We start from the raw sequence: 14693 nt of genomic DNA on the forward strand, positions 1-14693 counted from the left end.
ACAGACTGCGTCCGTGGAAGAACCATTCATCGGCAGCGAGGCCCTAGCAGCGGGCGAGCTGACGCGACATAGCCTGCGAACCCGATTCGTCGCGCTGCATCCCGACGTCTACACGCCGCGGGGCACAGCCCTCACCGCGGTGACGCGCGCCCATGCCGCCTGGCTGTGGTCTCGGCGGCGCGGAATCGTCGCGGGACATTCGGCGTCCGCGCTGCACGGCGCCAAATGGATCGATGCACACGCGCCCGCCGAACTCATCTACCAGAACAGGCGTGCACCCAAGACGATCCGCACCTGGGCCGATCGTTTCGAGGACGACGAGGTCGAGATCCTCCGCGGGATGCCAGTGACGACGCCGGCGCGCACCGCCCTGGACCTGGCGTCGCGATACCCCGTCGACAAAGCGGTCGCGCTGATCGACGCCCTCGCCCGGGCGACGCGCCTCAAGATCGCCGATACGGAACTGCTCGCCGAGCGCTACAAAGGCCACCGAAACATCAGGCGGGCAAGACGCGCGCTGGATCTCGTCGATCCCGGCGCCGAGTCGCCCCGCGAAACCTGGCTACGACTGCTGGTCATCAACGCCGGCTACCCGCGGCCGCAGACCCAGATACCGGTGTACGGCGAATACGGAGAGCTTGTCGCGGTAGTCGACTTGGGTTGGGACGACAAGAAAATCGCGCTCGAGTACGAGGGCGTCCATCACTGGACCGATCCCCGCCAAGTGCGCAGAGATGCCGAGCGCTACGAAGCCCTGGCCGAACTCGGGTGGATCACGATCCGGGTGATGGCCGGGCACACGCCGGGCGGCATTCTGGCGCGGCTGGCAACGGCTTGGGCCCGCCGAACGCGAACGGTTACGAAAGCGGCGCGCCCGGCGTGAACGCCACCGGCATCTTCTCGAGTCCGGACACGAAGTTGGCCGGCCGCAGCGGCAGCGCGGCGTCCGACGCCAACCGCATGTCGGGGAGGCGCTGCAGCAGGCGCGTCTGCATGATCGACAGCTCCAGACGAGCGAGCTGGTTGCCCAGGCAGAAGTGCGTCCCGAAGCCGAACGCGAGGTGGTTGTTCGGGTAGCGCTCGATGTCGAAGCTCTCCGGGTCGTCGAAGACCTTCTCGTCGAAGTTCGCCGACTCGAACAGCAGGATGATCTTCTCGCCCTGGGTCAGCGCAGTGCCGTGGAACTCGTTGTCGGCGGTGACCGTGCGGGCCATGTTCTTCACCGGCGCGGTCCAGCGCAGCATCTCTTCGATCGCGTTGGGCAGCAAGCTCAAATCGCCCGCCAGGCGCTGGTGCTGGTCGGGGTGCAGCAGCAGTTGCCGCGTGCCGCCGGACAGCGTGTGGCGCGTGGTCTCGTCGCCGCCGATCAGCAGCAGCAGCACCTCGGTGACGATCTGGTGGTCCTCCAGCCGTGACCCTTCGACCTCCGCGTGCACGAGGACGCTGACCAGATCGTCGGTGGGCTCGGACTTGCGGGCCGTGATCATGCCCATCATGTATTCGCTGTAGGCCGCGAAGGCGTCCATGGTGACCTGCATATCCGCCTCGGCCGCGGTGCTGCTCAGCGAGCTGACCAGGTCGTCGGACCACTTGAGGAACATCTCGCGTTCGGTGGGACGCACGCCGAGCATGTCGCCGATGACCGCCATCGGCAGGGGTGCGGCGAGGTCCCAGACGAAGTCGCATTCGCCGCGTTCGCACACCGCGTCGATCAGCGTGTCGCACAGCGAGGTGATCGACCCCTCGAGGTCTTTGACGCGCTTGCGGGTGAAACCGGAGTTGACGAGCTTGCGGCGCAACAGATGTTGCGGGTCGTCCATCTCGATCATCATCTCGACGCCCGGCTGGTCGGGCCGGATGCCGCCGGCGTTCGAGAACAATTCGGGATTGCGCTCGGCCTCGATCACGGCCTGATACGTCGACGCGGCGGCCAACCCGTTGCGGTCGCGGAAGACCGGCTCGTTCTCCCGCATCCACTTGTAGACGGACCGGGAATCCCCGGAGTAGAAGGTGCCGTCCGTCAGGTCCACGTCGGGTCGGGTCGCTGAAGTCATGGTCATGAGATCTCCTGGGCGTCGCCGAACGACATTTGGACGTTCTCGGCAGAGCTCGACAATAGCGCGCGCTTCGGAAGGCCAAGCGACGCCAGCTCTTTCGCGTAGGGGTGGTCGCCGAGCCGCAGGCGCACCCCACCCAACCGGGTGCGGACCCCCTCCAGCATGTGCTCGAACCCGGTTTCGCGGGTGACTCCGTCGCGGTGCGAGTACGAGAGCTGCGACTGGGTGCGCGGGGTCAGACTGAACGGCAGGCCCCGGCGAAACTCCATGTCGGCCACCAGTTGTCCGTCGACGCTGATGCCGAAACCGAACCGGCGCCCCTCGCGAACGGTGAAGTCCGCCATGACTTTCGGGTAGCCCCAGATCTTGGTGCCGGCCTCCAGCGTGAACGGCTGGTCGACGGGCAGGTGGTGGATGAACGCGCCGGCCGACTGCAGGGCGCGGGGCCCGGTCGCCTCAGAGCCCGGCGGGTTGACCATCACGCTGGTACCGAATTCGTGGTACTCGCCCAGGTCGCCGTCGATGTAGTGCATCAGCATCAGGACCACGATCGCCCGGCCGGGCAGGTAGCGGCAGACCCGCAGGCCGCTGTAGTCGATCAGTCGTTGCGCGGCGTCGGCGTCGACCGAGAACATGGCCATGTGCTGGTTTGCCTTGCGGATCTTCACCGGCATCGTCAGTACCGTGCCCGCGATGGTGTGCTGCGAGGCTGTCATCGGGCCAATCTAGAACGCGTTCTAATGCCCTGGCAAGGCTGGCCTAGACCAGCCCAGCCACCTCGCGTAGCTGCCCGGTATTGCGGCCGTTGATCACCATCATGGTGACGCCGGCCGCCGCCCAGACCTTGATCTGCTTACGCACGTAGTCGATGTCGCCGACGATCGCGGCGTCGTCGATCACCTCGTCCGGGATGATCTCCGCCGCCTTGTCCTTCTGGTTGCTGCGGAACAGCTTCGTCACGTCGTCGACCACCTCGGAGTAGCCCATGCGGCGGTAGACGTCGGCGTGGAAGTTGGTGTCCTCGGCGCCCATCCCGCCCATGTAGAGCGCGATGTAGGGCTTCATGGCGCCGAACGCGGCGGCGCGGTCCTCGGTGATGACGATGTTGGCCGTCGCGCAGATCTCGAAGTCCTCGCGGCTACGGCGCGCGCCCGGGCGGGCGAACCCCTCGTCGAGCCACTCGTTGTAGGTGTCGGCCATGCGCGGCGTGTAGAAGATCGGCAGCCAGCCGTCGCAGATCTCGGCGGCCAGCGCGACGTTCTTGGGCCCCTCGGCGCCCAGCATGATCGGGATGTCCGCGCGCAGCGGATGGGTGATCGGCTTGAGCGGCTTACCCAGCCCCGTTGCGCGCTCACCGGTCAGAGGCAGCGGATAGTGGGGCCCGTCGCTGGTCACCGGCGCCTCCCGCGCCCAAACCTGCCGCAGGATGTCGACGTATTCGCGCGTGCGGGCCAGCGGCTTGGGAAACGACTGGCCGTACCAGCCCTCCACCACCTGGGGGCCGGACACGCCGAGCCCCAGGATGTGCCGGCCACCGGACAGGTGATCCAACGTCAGCGCGGCCATCGCGCACGCCGTCGGGGTCCGCGCGGACAGCTGGACCACCGAGGTGCCCAACCGCAGCCTCTGCGTCGCCGAGCCCCACCAGGCCAGCGGCGTGTAGGCGTCGGATCCCCACGCCTCGGCGGTGAACACGGCATCGAACCCGGCATCCTCGGCGGCGGCGACGAGTTCTGCGTGGTTCTCCGGGCGCTGAGCGCCCCAGTACCCCAGCTGCAATCCCAGCTTCATCTCTGCGCCTTTCCCGGCCGGAACCGACCCGATCACAACCCGATGTTGAAACGGTTCTTAGAACCTGTTCTACTCGATGGCGTGACAGCCACTTCGAGCGGCCCGACCACGATCGATCACTCCGAGCCGCCTCTCTCAGCGCCGTTAACTCTGGCCTTCGACTACACCCGTTCAGTCGGTACCACGCTCGGCAAGTTCTTCACCGCGCTGCGCGAGCGCCGCATTCTCGGGGTGCGCGGATCCGATGGCCGGGTGCATGTCCCGCCGGCGGAATATGACCCCGTCACCTACGAACCGCTGGGCGAGATGGTACCGGTCGCCAGCGTCGGGACCGTCGCGTCGTGGACGTGGCAACCCGAGCCGCTGGAGGGCCAGCCGCTCGACCGGCCCTTCGCGTGGGCGCTGATCAAGCTCGACGGTGCCGACACCCTGCTGCTGCACGCGGTGGACGTGGGCGAACCGGATGCGATCGGCACCGGGACCAGGGTGCACGTGCACTGGGCCGACGAGACCGTCGGCGCCATCACCGACATCGCCTACTTCAAGCTGGGCGACGACGCGGAAACTCCAGCACCAGAGGGCGCGCCGAGCGATCAGGACCCGGTCACCATGATCGTCACACCGGTCTCGCTGACGATCCAGCACAGCGCCTCGCACGAGGAGAGCGCGTATCTGCGGGCCATCGCGGAGGGCAAGCTGCTCGGTGCTAAAACCGGCGAAAACGGCAAGGTGTACTTCCCGCCGCACGGCGCCGACCCGGCCACCGGCCTGCCCACCACCGACTTCGTCGAACTGCCCGACAAGGGCACGGTGACGACGTTCGCGATCATCAACATCCCGTTCCAGGGCCAGCGCATCAAACCGCCCTACGTGGCGGCCTACGTGCTGCTCGACGGCGCCGACATCCCGTTTTTGCATCTGGTCGCCGACATCGACGCGCACGAGGTGCGCATGGGCATGCGCGTCGAGGCGGTGTGGAAGCCCCGCGAGGAGTGGGGTTTTGGCATCGACAACATCGAGTACTTCCGGCCGACCGGCGAACCCGACGCCGAATACGACACCTACAAGCACCACCTGTAAAGGGCCTACCTGCACATGAGCGCTCGCAACGTTGCGGTCGTCGGCTTTGCCCACGCCCCGCATGTCCGCCGCACCGACGGCACCACCAACGGCGTCGAAATGTTGATGCCGTGCTTCGCCCAGCTGTACGAGGACCTGAACATCAGCCAGGCCGACATCGGCTTCTGGTGCTCGGGCTCCTCCGATTACCTTGCCGGACGGGCGTTTTCGTTCATCTCGGCGATCGACTCGATCGGTGCCGTGCCGCCGATCAACGAGTCGCACGTCGAGATGGACGCGGCCTGGGCGCTGTACGAGGCCTACATCAAGATCCTGACCGGCGAGGTGGACACCGCGCTGGTGTACGGCTTCGGCAAGTCCTCGGCCGGGGTCCTGCGCCGGATCCTGTCGCGGCAGACCGACCCGTACACCGTCGCGCCGCTGTGGCCGGACTCGGTGTCGATGGCCGGGCTGCAGGCCCGCATCGGGCTCGACAGCGGCAAGTGGACCGAATTGCAGATGGCGCGCGTCGCGCTCGATTCCTTCGCGAACGCCAAACGGGTCGACTCCGTGGAGGCCCCGGTCGGCCTCGACGAATTGCTGGAGCGGCCGTTCTTCGCCGACCCGCTGCGCCGCCACGACATCGCGCCGATCACCGACGGTGCGGCCGTCATCGTGCTCGCCGCCGACGACCGGGCGCGCGAGTTGCGCGAAAACCCGGCCTGGATCACCGGTATCGAACACCGCATCGAAACACCCGTGCTCGGCGCGCGTGACCTCACCGAGTCGCCGTCGACGAGGGCGGCGGCGCACGCGGCCACCGGCGGAAAAGTCCACAACCTCGACGTGGCCGAGATCTGCGCGCCGTTCACCCACCAGCACCTGATCCTCGCCGAGTCGATCAGGATTCCCGGGCAGACGAAGGTCAATCCGTCCGGCGGCGCCCTGGCGGCCAACCCCATGTTCGTCGCCGGCCTGGAGCGCATCGGGTTTGCGGCACAACACATCTGGAACGGTTCGGCCGAGCGGGTGCTGGCGCATGCCACCAGCGGTCCCGCCCTGCAACAGAACCTGGTCGCGGTCATGGAAGGAAAGAACTGATGGCCGGTGCAGGGGCACACCTTGCCGCGGTACTGGGTACCGGGCAGACGAAGTATGTCGCCAAGCGCCAAGACGTTTCGATGAACGGCTTGGTGCGCGAGGCCATCGACCGGGCGCTGGAAGACTCGGGTTCCACCTTCGACGACATCGACGCCATCGTGGTCGGCAAGGCGCCGGACTTCTTCGAGGGCGTCATGATGCCCGAGCTGTTCATGGCCGACGCCATGGGCGCCACCGGCAAGCCCCTGATCCGGGTGCACACCGCGGGATCGGTCGGCGGGTCCACCGGAGTGGTGGCCGCGAGCCTGGTGCAGTCGGGCAAGTACCGGCGCGTCCTGGCGATGGCGTGGGAAAAGCAGTCCGAGTCAAACGCCATGTGGGCGTTGTCGATTCCGATCCCCTTCATCAAGCCCGTCGGTGCCGGCGCCGGCGGGTATTTCGCCCCCCACGTGCGTTCGTACATCCGTCGATCGGGTGCGCCGACGAACATCGGCGCCATGGTCGCGGTCAAGGACCGGCTCAACGGCGCCAGGAACCCGCTGGCGCACCTGCATCAACCCGACATCACCCTGGAGAAGGTGATGGAGTCGCCCATGCTGTGGGACCCGATCCGCTACGACGAGACCTGCCCGTCGTCCGACGGCGCCGCGGCCGTCGTGATCGGCAACGAGGAGGCCGCCGAAGCCCGGCTGGCCCAAGGCAATCCGGTCGCCTGGATTCACGCCACCGCGCTGCGCACCGAGCCGCTGCAGTTCTCCGGGCGCGACCAGGTCAGCCCGCAGGCCGGGCGGGACGCGGCCGCCGCGCTGTGGAAGGCGGCCGGCATCACCAGCCCGATCGACGAGATCGACGCCGCCGAGATCTACGTGCCGTTCTCGTGGTTCGAGCCGATGTGGTTGGAAAACCTCGGCTTTGCCCCCGAGGGCGAGGGCTGGAAGCTCACCGAGGCCGGCGAGACCAAGATCGGCGGGCGGCTGCCGGTCAACCCGTCGGGCGGCGTGCTGTCGTCGAACCCGATCGGTGCGTCGGGCCTGATCCGCTTCGCAGAGGCCGCGATCCAGGTGATGGGCAAGGGCGGGGACCACCAGGTTCCGGGTGCGCGAAAAGCGCTGGGGCACGCCTACGGTGGCGGCTCGCAGTACTACTCCATGTGGGTGGTCGGAGCCGATAAGCCGTGACCGAGCACCCGGCGCACGAGGCCGGCCGCCGCTCGCGCGAGGCGGTCATCGCCAGGGATAAGGACGCCTGGCTGGCGGTGTTCGCCGACGACGCCATCGTCGAGGATCCCATCGGGCCGTCGCATTTCGACCCCGAGGGCAAGGGACACCGCGGCCGCGACGCCATTTCGGCGTTCTGGGACAAGGCGATCGCCCCCACCACGAAGATCGAGTTCGTCTTCCGCGACACCTACCAGTGCGGCAACGAGGAAGCCAACGTCGGGCACATTTTGATCACCACGGGCGACTATCGGGTCACCGCGGAGGGCGTGTTCACCTACAGGGCGAACGACGAGGGCAAGATGACCGCCCTTCGTGCGTATTGGGAACTGGACCGCGCGACCGCGTCGGTCAAGAAGGTGTCGGGCTAGATCGGTTCCAGCCCGGCCAAATGGCGCTGCGCCAGGTCGCGGTAGGCCTGCGGATTGACGTTGATCCACATTTCCGCGCCGGTGCCGGCGACCGGGCCCTTGACCTGCGCCGGCGATCCGACCGCCAGCATCCCGGCCGGGATCTGGGTTCCGGCCAGCACCAGCGACCCGGCCGCGACCAGGCTGCGCGCGCCGATCACCGCGCCGTCGAGAACGGTGGCGTGGTTGGCGATGAGGGCCTCGGGCCCGATGTGAGCGCCGTGGATGACGCAGACGTGCGCGACCGTCGCCCCGGGGCCGACGTCGACGGGAATGCCGGGCGGCGCGTGCAGCACCGATCCGTCCTGGATGTTGGCGCCCTCGCGCACCACGATCGGCCCATAGTCGCCGCGCAGCACGGCGTTGAACCAGACCGACGCCCCCGCTTCCACGGTGACGTCGCCGATCAGGGTCGCGGTCGGGGCCACGAACGCGGTGGGATCGACCCGCGGCGCGCGACCCTCGAAAGCAAACAGGGGCATCGTCTACATATACCCGAGGGGTGAATACGCCCCAGCAAACCCCAGCTAGACCGGCCGTCATTGCGCCACCCCGACCCAAAACTGTAACGTGTTCTAGTTAGAGACTAGTTGGAGGTGACAGGTGAGTACCGACACCACAGCGGCCGGCATCCGGGAAATCGACCCCGGCGCCCTGCCGACAAGGTATGCCCGGGGATGGCATTGCCTGGGCGTCGCCAAGGACTTCCGGGACGGCAAACCGCACGCGGTCCAGGCCTTCGGCACCAAGCTGGTGGTTTTCGCCGACTCCCACGGCGACATCAAGGTCCTCGACGGCTACTGCCGGCACATGGGCGGCGACTTGTCCGAGGGCACCATCAAGGGCGACGAGGTCGCCTGCCCGTTCCACGATTGGCGCTGGGGCGGCGACGGGCGCTGCAAGTTGGTGCCGTACGCCAAGCGCACGCCCAAGACGGCGCGTACGCGATCGTGGACGACCGATGTCCGCGGTGGCCTGCTGTTCGTCTGGCACGACCACGAGGGCAACCCACCCGACCCGGCGGTCAGGATCCCCGACATCCCCGAGGCTCACAGCGACGAGTGGACCGACTGGCGGTGGAACAGCATCCTCATCGAGGGATCCAATTGCCGCGACATCATCGACAACGTCACCGACATGGCGCACTTCTTCTACATCCACTTCGGGTTGCCGACGTACTTCAAGAACGTCTTCGAGGGCCACATCGCCTCGCAATATCTGCACAACGTGGGCCGGCCCGACGTAAATGACCTCGGAACCTCTTACGGCGAAGCGCATTTGGACTCCGAGGCGTCCTACTTCGGGCCGTCGTTCATGATCAACTGGCTGCACAACAGCTACGGCGGCTACAAGGCCGAGTCGATCCTGATCAACTGCCACTACCCCGTCACGCAGAACTCGTTCATGCTGCAGTGGGGCGTCACCGTCGAAAAGCCCAAGGGCATGGACGACGAAATGACCGACAAGCTGTCGCGTGTGTTCACCGAGGGCGTCAGCAAGGGCTTCCTGCAGGACGTCGAGATCTGGAAGCACAAGACACGCATCGACAACCCGCTGCTGGTCGAGGAGGACGGCGCGGTGTACCAGCTGCGTCGTTGGTATCAGCAATTTTACGTCGACGTGGCCGACATCCAGCCGGAAATGGTGGAGCGCTTCGAGATCGAGGTGGACACCACCCGCGCCAACGAGTACTGGAACGCCGAGGTCGAGGAGAACCTCAAGGCCAAAGACGCCGAATCGGTCTGATGCCGGAGGAGCAGCCACCGGTTCCCGACGTCGATCGGCTGGCCCGGTCGATGCTGGCATTGCACGGCCATCACGACCACGATGATGCGCCGGTGTCCGAGGACGGCTCCGGATCGTGGTCGAAATCAAGGGATTTCGCGGGGGACCCGCAGCGGGCCGCCGCGGTGGCCGAGGCCAGCCGCGCCGACCGTGAGCGCTACCTGACGTCGGGACTGCTGCCCGTGGATTGCCGGTTCTGCCATGTCACCGTGACCGTCCGCAGGCTGGGCCCGGGCCACACCGCGGTGCAGTGGAGCACGCAGGCGGCTCAGCGGTGCGCGTACTTCAGCGAAATACGGGACTCCGGCGGCGATACCGCGCGGGTCAAGTCATGCCCCAAACTGAGCGACAGCATCGAACACGCGGTCGCCGAGGGCATACTTCAACCCCCGCGAGACTGCATATAGCGACGGCGCCACTGGCGGAAATGCATTACCTGTTGCAGTCTCCCGGCCGGCCGATCACAGTCCGGCGAACCGCTCCTTGACCGCCTCCACCGTCAGCCCGTAGTCGGCCAGCGAGTATTTGTGCTTGGGCGCCCGCTCGCCGGACTGGCTGTCGGCGTGGGCCTTCTCCATGGCGGCCCGCGCCTCGTCGGTCAGCGTCAGCCCGAAGTGGCGGTAGATGTCGGCAACCGTGCCCATCGGGTCGGCGATCAGGTCGCGGTAGTCGACGTCGTAGAACTGGGCCGAGTCGTATTTGGCGCGCGCGGTGTTGAACCGTTCCAGCCCGCGCGACCAGGTTTCCATTGCGTCAGCGCCGATTTCGGCGCCGACGAACGTCGTCGACCAGCCCTCCGAGGTGTGCTGAGCCAGCGAGCACATCGAGGCCATGATGGTTTCGACGGGCCGGTGGGTCTGGATCACCAGCGCGTCGGGGTAGGTCGCCATCAGGGCATCCAACGCGAACAGGTGGCTGGGATTCTTCAGCACCCACCGCTTCTCGGGGTCGTTGAGCCCGATCAGCTGGAGGTTCTTGCGGTGCCGGCGATACGACGGCGTCCAGTCCTGCTGCGACAACCACTTCGAGTACGTGGGCAGGTGCGACAGCGTCTCGTAGGACACCGAATGCAGCGACTGCCGCAGCAGCTGCCAGCACTCCTCCAGCTCGTACGCGGCCATGAAGTGCAGGCCGGTATAGCCGGGGTTCTCCTGGTGGTGCTGCGTGAATTGGTCATCGAGCCGGCGGTACAACGGGTGTGAGTCCCAGGTGTCGCGGGGCGGGCGCGGCTGCGGGAACTCGGCCAGCCACATGTGCAGGCCCTGATGCGACGGGTCGGCACCGAGCAGCCGGTGCAGCGCCGTGGTGCCGGTGCGTACCAGCCCGGTGACGAAGATCGGGCGCTGGATCGCGACGTCGGCGTGCTGCGGGTATTGCTTCCACGCCGATTCGGAGAGCAGCCGGGCCACCAGCGCGCCGCGCAGGAAAAACCGATTCATCTTGCTGCCCAACACCGTCAGGCCCGCATCGCGCCGGTAGGACTCCAGCAGCACCTGGAGCGCCTCGCGGTAGTTGTCGTCGTCGGCACCGAAGTCGTCGAGCCCGGTCAGCTTGGTGGCCGACGCGTGCAGCTCGTCGACGGTGCCGACATCGGTGCGCTCAGAACCCATCAGGTGTGGTACTCCCCGCAATTGACGTCCAGGGTCTGCCCGGTGATGCCGCTGGACAGGTCGCTGGCCATGAACAGGATTGCCGAGGCTACCTCGTCCTCGGTGGGCAGTCGTTTGAGGTCGGAGCCTGCCGCGGTGGCGTCGTAGATCTGCTCGGCCGTGGTGCCGTACTTGCCGGCCTGGTGGTTGAAGTAGCCCTGCAGCGTCTCGCCCCAGATATAGCCCGGCGCAACGGAATTGACTCGGATCCCCTGCTCACCCAGCTCGGTGGCCAGTGAATGCGACATCGCCAGCAGGGCGGACTTGGCCATCTTGTACGCGCCGTACTTCGCCTGAGAGTGCCGCAGCACCATGGAGTTGACGTTGACGACCGAACCCTTCGACTGGGCCAACGCCGGCGTGAATCCCTGGATGAGCCGTAGCGCGCCGAGTGCGCTGAGTTCGATCGCGTCGCGGATGTGCTGAAAGCTGGTGCCCGAGAATGGTTTCAGCGACGGCACCCGGAACGCGTTGTTGATCAGCACGTCGACCTTGCCGTAGGCCTCCAGCGTCGCAGCGACGAGGTTGTTCACCTGGTCCTCGTCGGTGATGTCGGTACGCACCGTCGTCGCGCGGGCCCCGAGGTCGGCGATCTGCTTGGCGACGGCCTCCAGCCGGTCCAGGCTGCGGGCGGCCAGCACCAGGTCGGCGCCGTCGCGCGCGCAGCGGTGCGCCAGCGTGGTCCCGAGGCCCGGGCCGACACCGCTGATCACCACCACCTTGCCGTCGAGCAACTTTGTCATCCCAGCATCCTTGCTTGAATCTGTTGTTGGCGCAACGCGATTCGCGCCCGCCATTGGTCCTCGGAGATCTTGTTGTGGTCGAAATACGGCAGCGCGGCCGCCACCGCGTCGAAGTCGACGAGCTCGACCGTGGGCCCGTCGGCCTCGGTGAGCTCTCGGGACACCCGTTGCCACCGGAACTGCAGGAAACCACGCCGATGGCCCAGCGTTTCCACCCAGTTGGTGACGCCCGGATTCCGGTCGGCAACCACGATGCGGACCTTACCGTCCGGATCCGCTTGGGCCTGAGTATTGTTCAGCGACGTCTGGTGGTTGATGTAGTCCAGGGAGATGTACCACAGGCTGCCCAGCTGGAAGCCGAGGTAGGGGGCGTCCGAGACGGGGATGGTGATCACCAGCGCCTGATCGGGTAGCAGGTCGAAATGCCCGGCCGACGAGTACTGCGTCGCCAGTCCGCCGGGCGTCAGCCGTGGCGCGACCATGGTGTTGACCGGGATGTCCAGATAGAACCACTGCGGGAATTGCAGCCACGTCTTCACCCGGTTCACCAGCTGCTTACCCGCTGTGGCGTAACGCTTTTCGAGCGTCCGGCGGGTCAGGGGCGGCGGCGCGGTGCCCGCGGTGTCCGTCCGGGCGATGGTCAGCGTGCCGCGCCGCGCCGACCAGTCGCCGTACACCTCGCGGATCACCAATTGGCCGGGGCTGCTTGGTCGCACCCGCCACTCGAAGCTGCCGTCGGCGGCGATGTCGAGTTCACGGTCGTCGAAGGCGGCCTGGCTGGCGGGCACGTTGTCGTCGGTGTACTCGCCGCCGAGCAATTGGAAGCTCAGGTCGGTGGTGGTGCCGCGCCGGCCGGTAACGACGTACTCGTTGTCGGGCTGCACCCGGGTGCCGAAGTAGAGGGTGTCGGGGTTGTCCAGGCCCATCTTCGTGAACGGCCCGGTGCCCGACTGCAGGAACGGGTGGTCGCGGTCGTAATCGAAGGCCAAATGCGTGCAGGCCGCGATGCAGCCGGCCAGATATTGCATGCCTTCGAGCAGGTCGGCCTCGGTCTCGATGAACGGTGCGGCGGCGACGAGTTGTTCGGCCTCGGCGATCGCAGCGGTCAGCGGGCCGGAAAAGGAATTTTCGGACACGCCTAGACGCTAGAACGTGTTCTACTTTTTAGTCAATGGCGAACGTTCGCGCGCGTCGTTCCGTACGTTCCAAGACTTGAAGGACTAAGCCGTCAGGGCACGCACTGCTGGGACAGGTCGATCAGGTGCTGCCGGACGTCGGGATGCCGGTTCAGGTAGTCGATGACGTTGCCGCCCCCACCCTCGGCCTCGGACTTGGCCTGCAATTGCGCCTTCACATCCGGATGGCGGGTCAGGTACGCGTCGATGGAATTGCCCACCGTCTGATTGCAGGGCGGGTCGGCGCTGGCCGACGGCAGGGCGATCATCACCGAGGCGGCGGCGCTGAGCAGACCCCCGGCGACCAGGCCGTACAGCCCACGGCCCAAAGCGACTTTCACGGTCATCGGATTGCTCCTTTGCACAGGCTTGCAATCCACACTACCCGCGCCGGCGGGAGTGAAAACGGCTCCGCGAGCGCGGGAGCTAGTTGGCCCGGGCTTCCGGTTCCGACGGCTCGTCCAGCGGCATCGCCACGGCCAGCCGCTCGCCCGGCCCGTCCGTTCCCGTGGCCTCGGACTTGACGGCCCCGGCCGTTGCGGCCTCGGTGACCTCGGCTGCCGGTCCGGCCGCCGTCGATGTCGTGGTGAGAGGCGTTGCGGCCGCGGGGATCGTCGCTTCCAAAGGCTCCAACGCCTCCGGGGCTTCCGGCGCCACGGGTTCGACCGGCGCGGGCGGCTCCTTGGCCGCCGGAGCCGGGGGCGCGGGGGCGGTGCCCGCCGGCGCCGAGGAATTGTTCGCGGCGGCCGCCATCGTCATGGCCGCCATGCCACCGGTCCCGATGAGCCCGGGGTTGATGCCCCCCATGCCACCCATGCCGCCGGCGCTGCCGCCACCGAGGCTGCCGCCACCGACGCTCCCGGCGCCGACGTCGGTGCCGCCCGCCGTGACGGGAGCGGCGTTGACATCGCCGGGCGTCGCGGCGCCGGCGTAGCCGCCGTCCAGGGCTGCACCGCCGGCGCCGACACCGACGGCACCCCCGGCGCCGCCCCCGTCGCCGCCGGTTCCGCCTACCGCGCCGGCCGGCCCGCCCCCCTCGGCGCCACCGGCGGCACCGGCACTGCCCGCGGCTGCGGCACCCACGCCGCCGGCACCGGTGCCGGCCGGGCCCGAGCTGGCGCCGCCGGCCAAGCCGCCGGCGCCGGGAATGCTGGGAATGGGCGGCAGGCTGGCCTGCCCCGACAGCAGCTGCCCGGCCGCCGCCGACGCCCCGCCGTGATAGCCCACCATCGCGGCCACGTCCTGGGCCCACATCTCGGCGTAGTTGAACTCGGTCTGCGCGATCGCCGGCCAGTTCTGGCCGAACAGGTTGGACATCACGAGTTGCACGAGGCCGTTGCGGTTGGCGTCCACCTGCAACGGGTGCACCGTCGCGGCCAGCGCCGACTCGAACGCGCTGGCGACCGCCTGGGCCTGGACCGCCGCGCCGGACGCCTGCGCGGCGGCCGCGCTCAACCACCCGGCGTACGGGGCGGCCGCCGCCGCCATCGCCTGCGCCGCGGCACCCTGCCAGGCCTGGCTCGCCAGCGTCGAGGTCACCGAAGCGAATGATTCGGCGGCGGAACCTAGTTCGGCCGCCAGCCCGTTCCAGGCGGTCGCGGCCTCCAGCATCGGCGCCACTCCGGCACCCATGTACATCAACGCGGAGTTGATCTCGGGCGGGAGCATCTGGAAGCTCATCGAATCCCCTAGCGGCGCATGCAATC

The 14693-nt window shown here is 67.7% G+C and carries 16 protein-coding genes; 7 read left to right on the top strand and 9 right to left on the bottom strand.

Going from position 1 to position 14693, the window contains the following annotated elements; translation table 11 throughout:
- The first annotated feature begins 13 nt into the window (after positions 1-13).
- Positions 14-883 (top strand): type IV toxin-antitoxin system AbiEi family antitoxin, encoded by an 870-nt coding sequence (locus AC5Y43_RS10685; RefSeq protein ID WP_499972236.1) that lies wholly within the window; start codon positions 14-16, stop codon positions 881-883.
- Here AC5Y43_RS10685 and AC5Y43_RS10690 read toward each other — a convergent pair.
- The 3 genes from AC5Y43_RS10690 to AC5Y43_RS10700 are packed head-to-tail and all read right to left on the bottom strand — an operon-like array spanning position 858 to position 3848.
- Positions 858-2054, bottom strand: a complete 1197-nt coding sequence (locus AC5Y43_RS10690) for a cytochrome P450 (protein WP_499972238.1) — start codon at positions 2052-2054, stop codon at positions 858-860. The two genes, AC5Y43_RS10685 and AC5Y43_RS10690, sit on opposite strands and share 26 nt — an antisense overlap.
- Positions 2055-2056: 2 nt before the next feature.
- On the bottom strand, positions 2057-2773 hold the full coding sequence (locus AC5Y43_RS10695; protein WP_499972135.1) for an acetoacetate decarboxylase family protein: 717 nt from the start codon (positions 2771-2773) through the stop codon (positions 2057-2059).
- 43 nt (positions 2774-2816) lie between these two features.
- Positions 2817-3848: an LLM class F420-dependent oxidoreductase gene (locus tag AC5Y43_RS10700; protein ID WP_499972137.1), complete on the bottom strand. Its 1032-nt coding sequence runs from the start codon at positions 3846-3848 to the stop codon at positions 2817-2819.
- Positions 3849-3929: 81 nt separating this feature from the next.
- Here AC5Y43_RS10700 and AC5Y43_RS10705 point away from each other — a divergent pair, with 81 nt between their 5' ends.
- The 4 genes from AC5Y43_RS10705 to AC5Y43_RS10720 are packed head-to-tail and all read left to right on the top strand — an operon-like array spanning position 3930 to position 7596.
- A complete protein-coding gene (locus tag AC5Y43_RS10705; protein ID WP_499972140.1) occupies positions 3930-4928 on the top strand; it encodes a Zn-ribbon domain-containing OB-fold protein in 999 nt (332 codons plus the stop codon).
- Positions 4929-4943: 15 nt separating this feature from the next.
- On the top strand, positions 4944-6008 hold the full coding sequence (locus AC5Y43_RS10710; protein ID WP_499972141.1) for a thiolase family protein: 1065 nt from the start codon (positions 4944-4946) through the stop codon (positions 6006-6008).
- Entirely contained in the window at positions 6008-7186 is a 1179-nt protein-coding gene (locus AC5Y43_RS10715; protein WP_499972143.1) for a thiolase family protein, read from the top strand. Before AC5Y43_RS10710 ends, AC5Y43_RS10715 begins: the two co-directional genes overlap by 1 nt.
- A complete protein-coding gene (locus AC5Y43_RS10720) occupies positions 7183-7596 on the top strand; it encodes a nuclear transport factor 2 family protein (protein ID WP_499972144.1) in 414 nt (137 codons plus the stop codon). Before AC5Y43_RS10715 ends, AC5Y43_RS10720 begins: the two co-directional genes overlap by 4 nt.
- Here AC5Y43_RS10720 and AC5Y43_RS10725 read toward each other — a convergent pair.
- Positions 7593-8117 carry a gamma carbonic anhydrase family protein gene (locus AC5Y43_RS10725; RefSeq protein WP_499972146.1) on the bottom strand — a complete coding sequence of 175 codons (525 nt, stop codon included), beginning with the start codon at positions 8115-8117 and terminating at the stop codon, positions 7593-7595. The genes AC5Y43_RS10720 and AC5Y43_RS10725 overlap by 4 nt on opposite strands.
- A 121-nt stretch (positions 8118-8238) precedes the next feature.
- Here AC5Y43_RS10725 and AC5Y43_RS10730 point away from each other — a divergent pair, with 121 nt between their 5' ends.
- On the top strand, positions 8239-9381 hold the full coding sequence (locus AC5Y43_RS10730) for a 3-ketosteroid-9-alpha-monooxygenase, oxygenase component (RefSeq protein WP_499972148.1): 1143 nt from the start codon (positions 8239-8241) through the stop codon (positions 9379-9381).
- Positions 9381-9827 (top strand): hypothetical protein, encoded by a 447-nt coding sequence (locus tag AC5Y43_RS10735; RefSeq protein WP_499972149.1) that lies wholly within the window; start codon positions 9381-9383, stop codon positions 9825-9827. The genes AC5Y43_RS10730 and AC5Y43_RS10735 overlap by 1 nt, the downstream gene beginning before the upstream one ends.
- Positions 9828-9881: 54 nt before the next feature.
- Here AC5Y43_RS10735 and AC5Y43_RS10740 read toward each other — a convergent pair whose 3' ends face one another.
- The 5 genes from AC5Y43_RS10740 to AC5Y43_RS10760 all read right to left on the bottom strand — a co-directional run bounded on the left by AC5Y43_RS10740 (position 9882) and on the right by AC5Y43_RS10760 (position 14667).
- The gene (locus AC5Y43_RS10740) at positions 9882-11030 is read right to left on the bottom strand and encodes a sulfotransferase family protein (protein WP_499972151.1); all 1149 of its coding nucleotides are present in this window, start codon (positions 11028-11030) and stop codon (positions 9882-9884) included.
- Positions 11030-11812: an SDR family oxidoreductase gene (locus AC5Y43_RS10745; protein WP_499972153.1), complete on the bottom strand. Its 783-nt coding sequence runs from the start codon at positions 11810-11812 to the stop codon at positions 11030-11032. The genes AC5Y43_RS10740 and AC5Y43_RS10745 overlap by 1 nt, the downstream gene beginning before the upstream one ends.
- Positions 11809-12948, bottom strand: coding sequence for a hypothetical protein (locus AC5Y43_RS10750; protein ID WP_499972154.1), 1140 nt, complete (start codon positions 12946-12948; stop codon positions 11809-11811). Before AC5Y43_RS10750 ends, AC5Y43_RS10745 begins: the two co-directional genes overlap by 4 nt.
- Before the next feature lie 92 nt (positions 12949-13040).
- A complete protein-coding gene (locus tag AC5Y43_RS10755; protein WP_499972155.1) occupies positions 13041-13334 on the bottom strand; it encodes a hypothetical protein in 294 nt (97 codons plus the stop codon).
- Between the two features lie 79 nt (positions 13335-13413).
- Positions 13414-14667, bottom strand: a complete 1254-nt coding sequence (locus AC5Y43_RS10760; protein ID WP_499972157.1) for a PPE family protein — start codon at positions 14665-14667, stop codon at positions 13414-13416.
- Between the last annotated feature and the right edge of the window lie 26 nt (positions 14668-14693).

The organism is Mycobacterium sp. NGS57 (genome assembly GCF_059812405.1).

Coding starts and splice junctions, on each gene's coding strand:
- AC5Y43_RS10690 (WP_499972238.1), bottom strand. CDS start 2,054: ATGACTTCAGCGACCCGACCCGACGTGGACCTGACGGACGGCACCTTC.
- AC5Y43_RS10695 (WP_499972135.1), bottom strand. CDS start 2,773: ATGACAGCCTCGCAGCACACCATCGCGGGCACGGTACTGACGATGCCG.
- AC5Y43_RS10700 (WP_499972137.1), bottom strand. CDS start 3,848: ATGAAGCTGGGATTGCAGCTGGGGTACTGGGGCGCTCAGCGCCCGGAG.
- AC5Y43_RS10710 (WP_499972141.1), top strand. CDS start 4,944: ATGAGCGCTCGCAACGTTGCGGTCGTCGGCTTTGCCCACGCCCCGCAT.
- AC5Y43_RS10715 (WP_499972143.1), top strand. CDS start 6,008: ATGGCCGGTGCAGGGGCACACCTTGCCGCGGTACTGGGTACCGGGCAG.
- AC5Y43_RS10725 (WP_499972146.1), bottom strand. CDS start 8,117: ATGCCCCTGTTTGCTTTCGAGGGTCGCGCGCCGCGGGTCGATCCCACC.
- AC5Y43_RS10735 (WP_499972149.1), top strand. CDS start 9,381: ATGCCGGAGGAGCAGCCACCGGTTCCCGACGTCGATCGGCTGGCCCGG.
- AC5Y43_RS10740 (WP_499972151.1), bottom strand. CDS start 11,030: ATGGGTTCTGAGCGCACCGATGTCGGCACCGTCGACGAGCTGCACGCG.
- AC5Y43_RS10745 (WP_499972153.1), bottom strand. CDS start 11,812: ATGACAAAGTTGCTCGACGGCAAGGTGGTGGTGATCAGCGGTGTCGGC.
- AC5Y43_RS10755 (WP_499972155.1), bottom strand. CDS start 13,334: ATGACCGTGAAAGTCGCTTTGGGCCGTGGGCTGTACGGCCTGGTCGCC.
- AC5Y43_RS10760 (WP_499972157.1), bottom strand. CDS start 14,667: ATGAGCTTCCAGATGCTCCCGCCCGAGATCAACTCCGCGTTGATGTAC.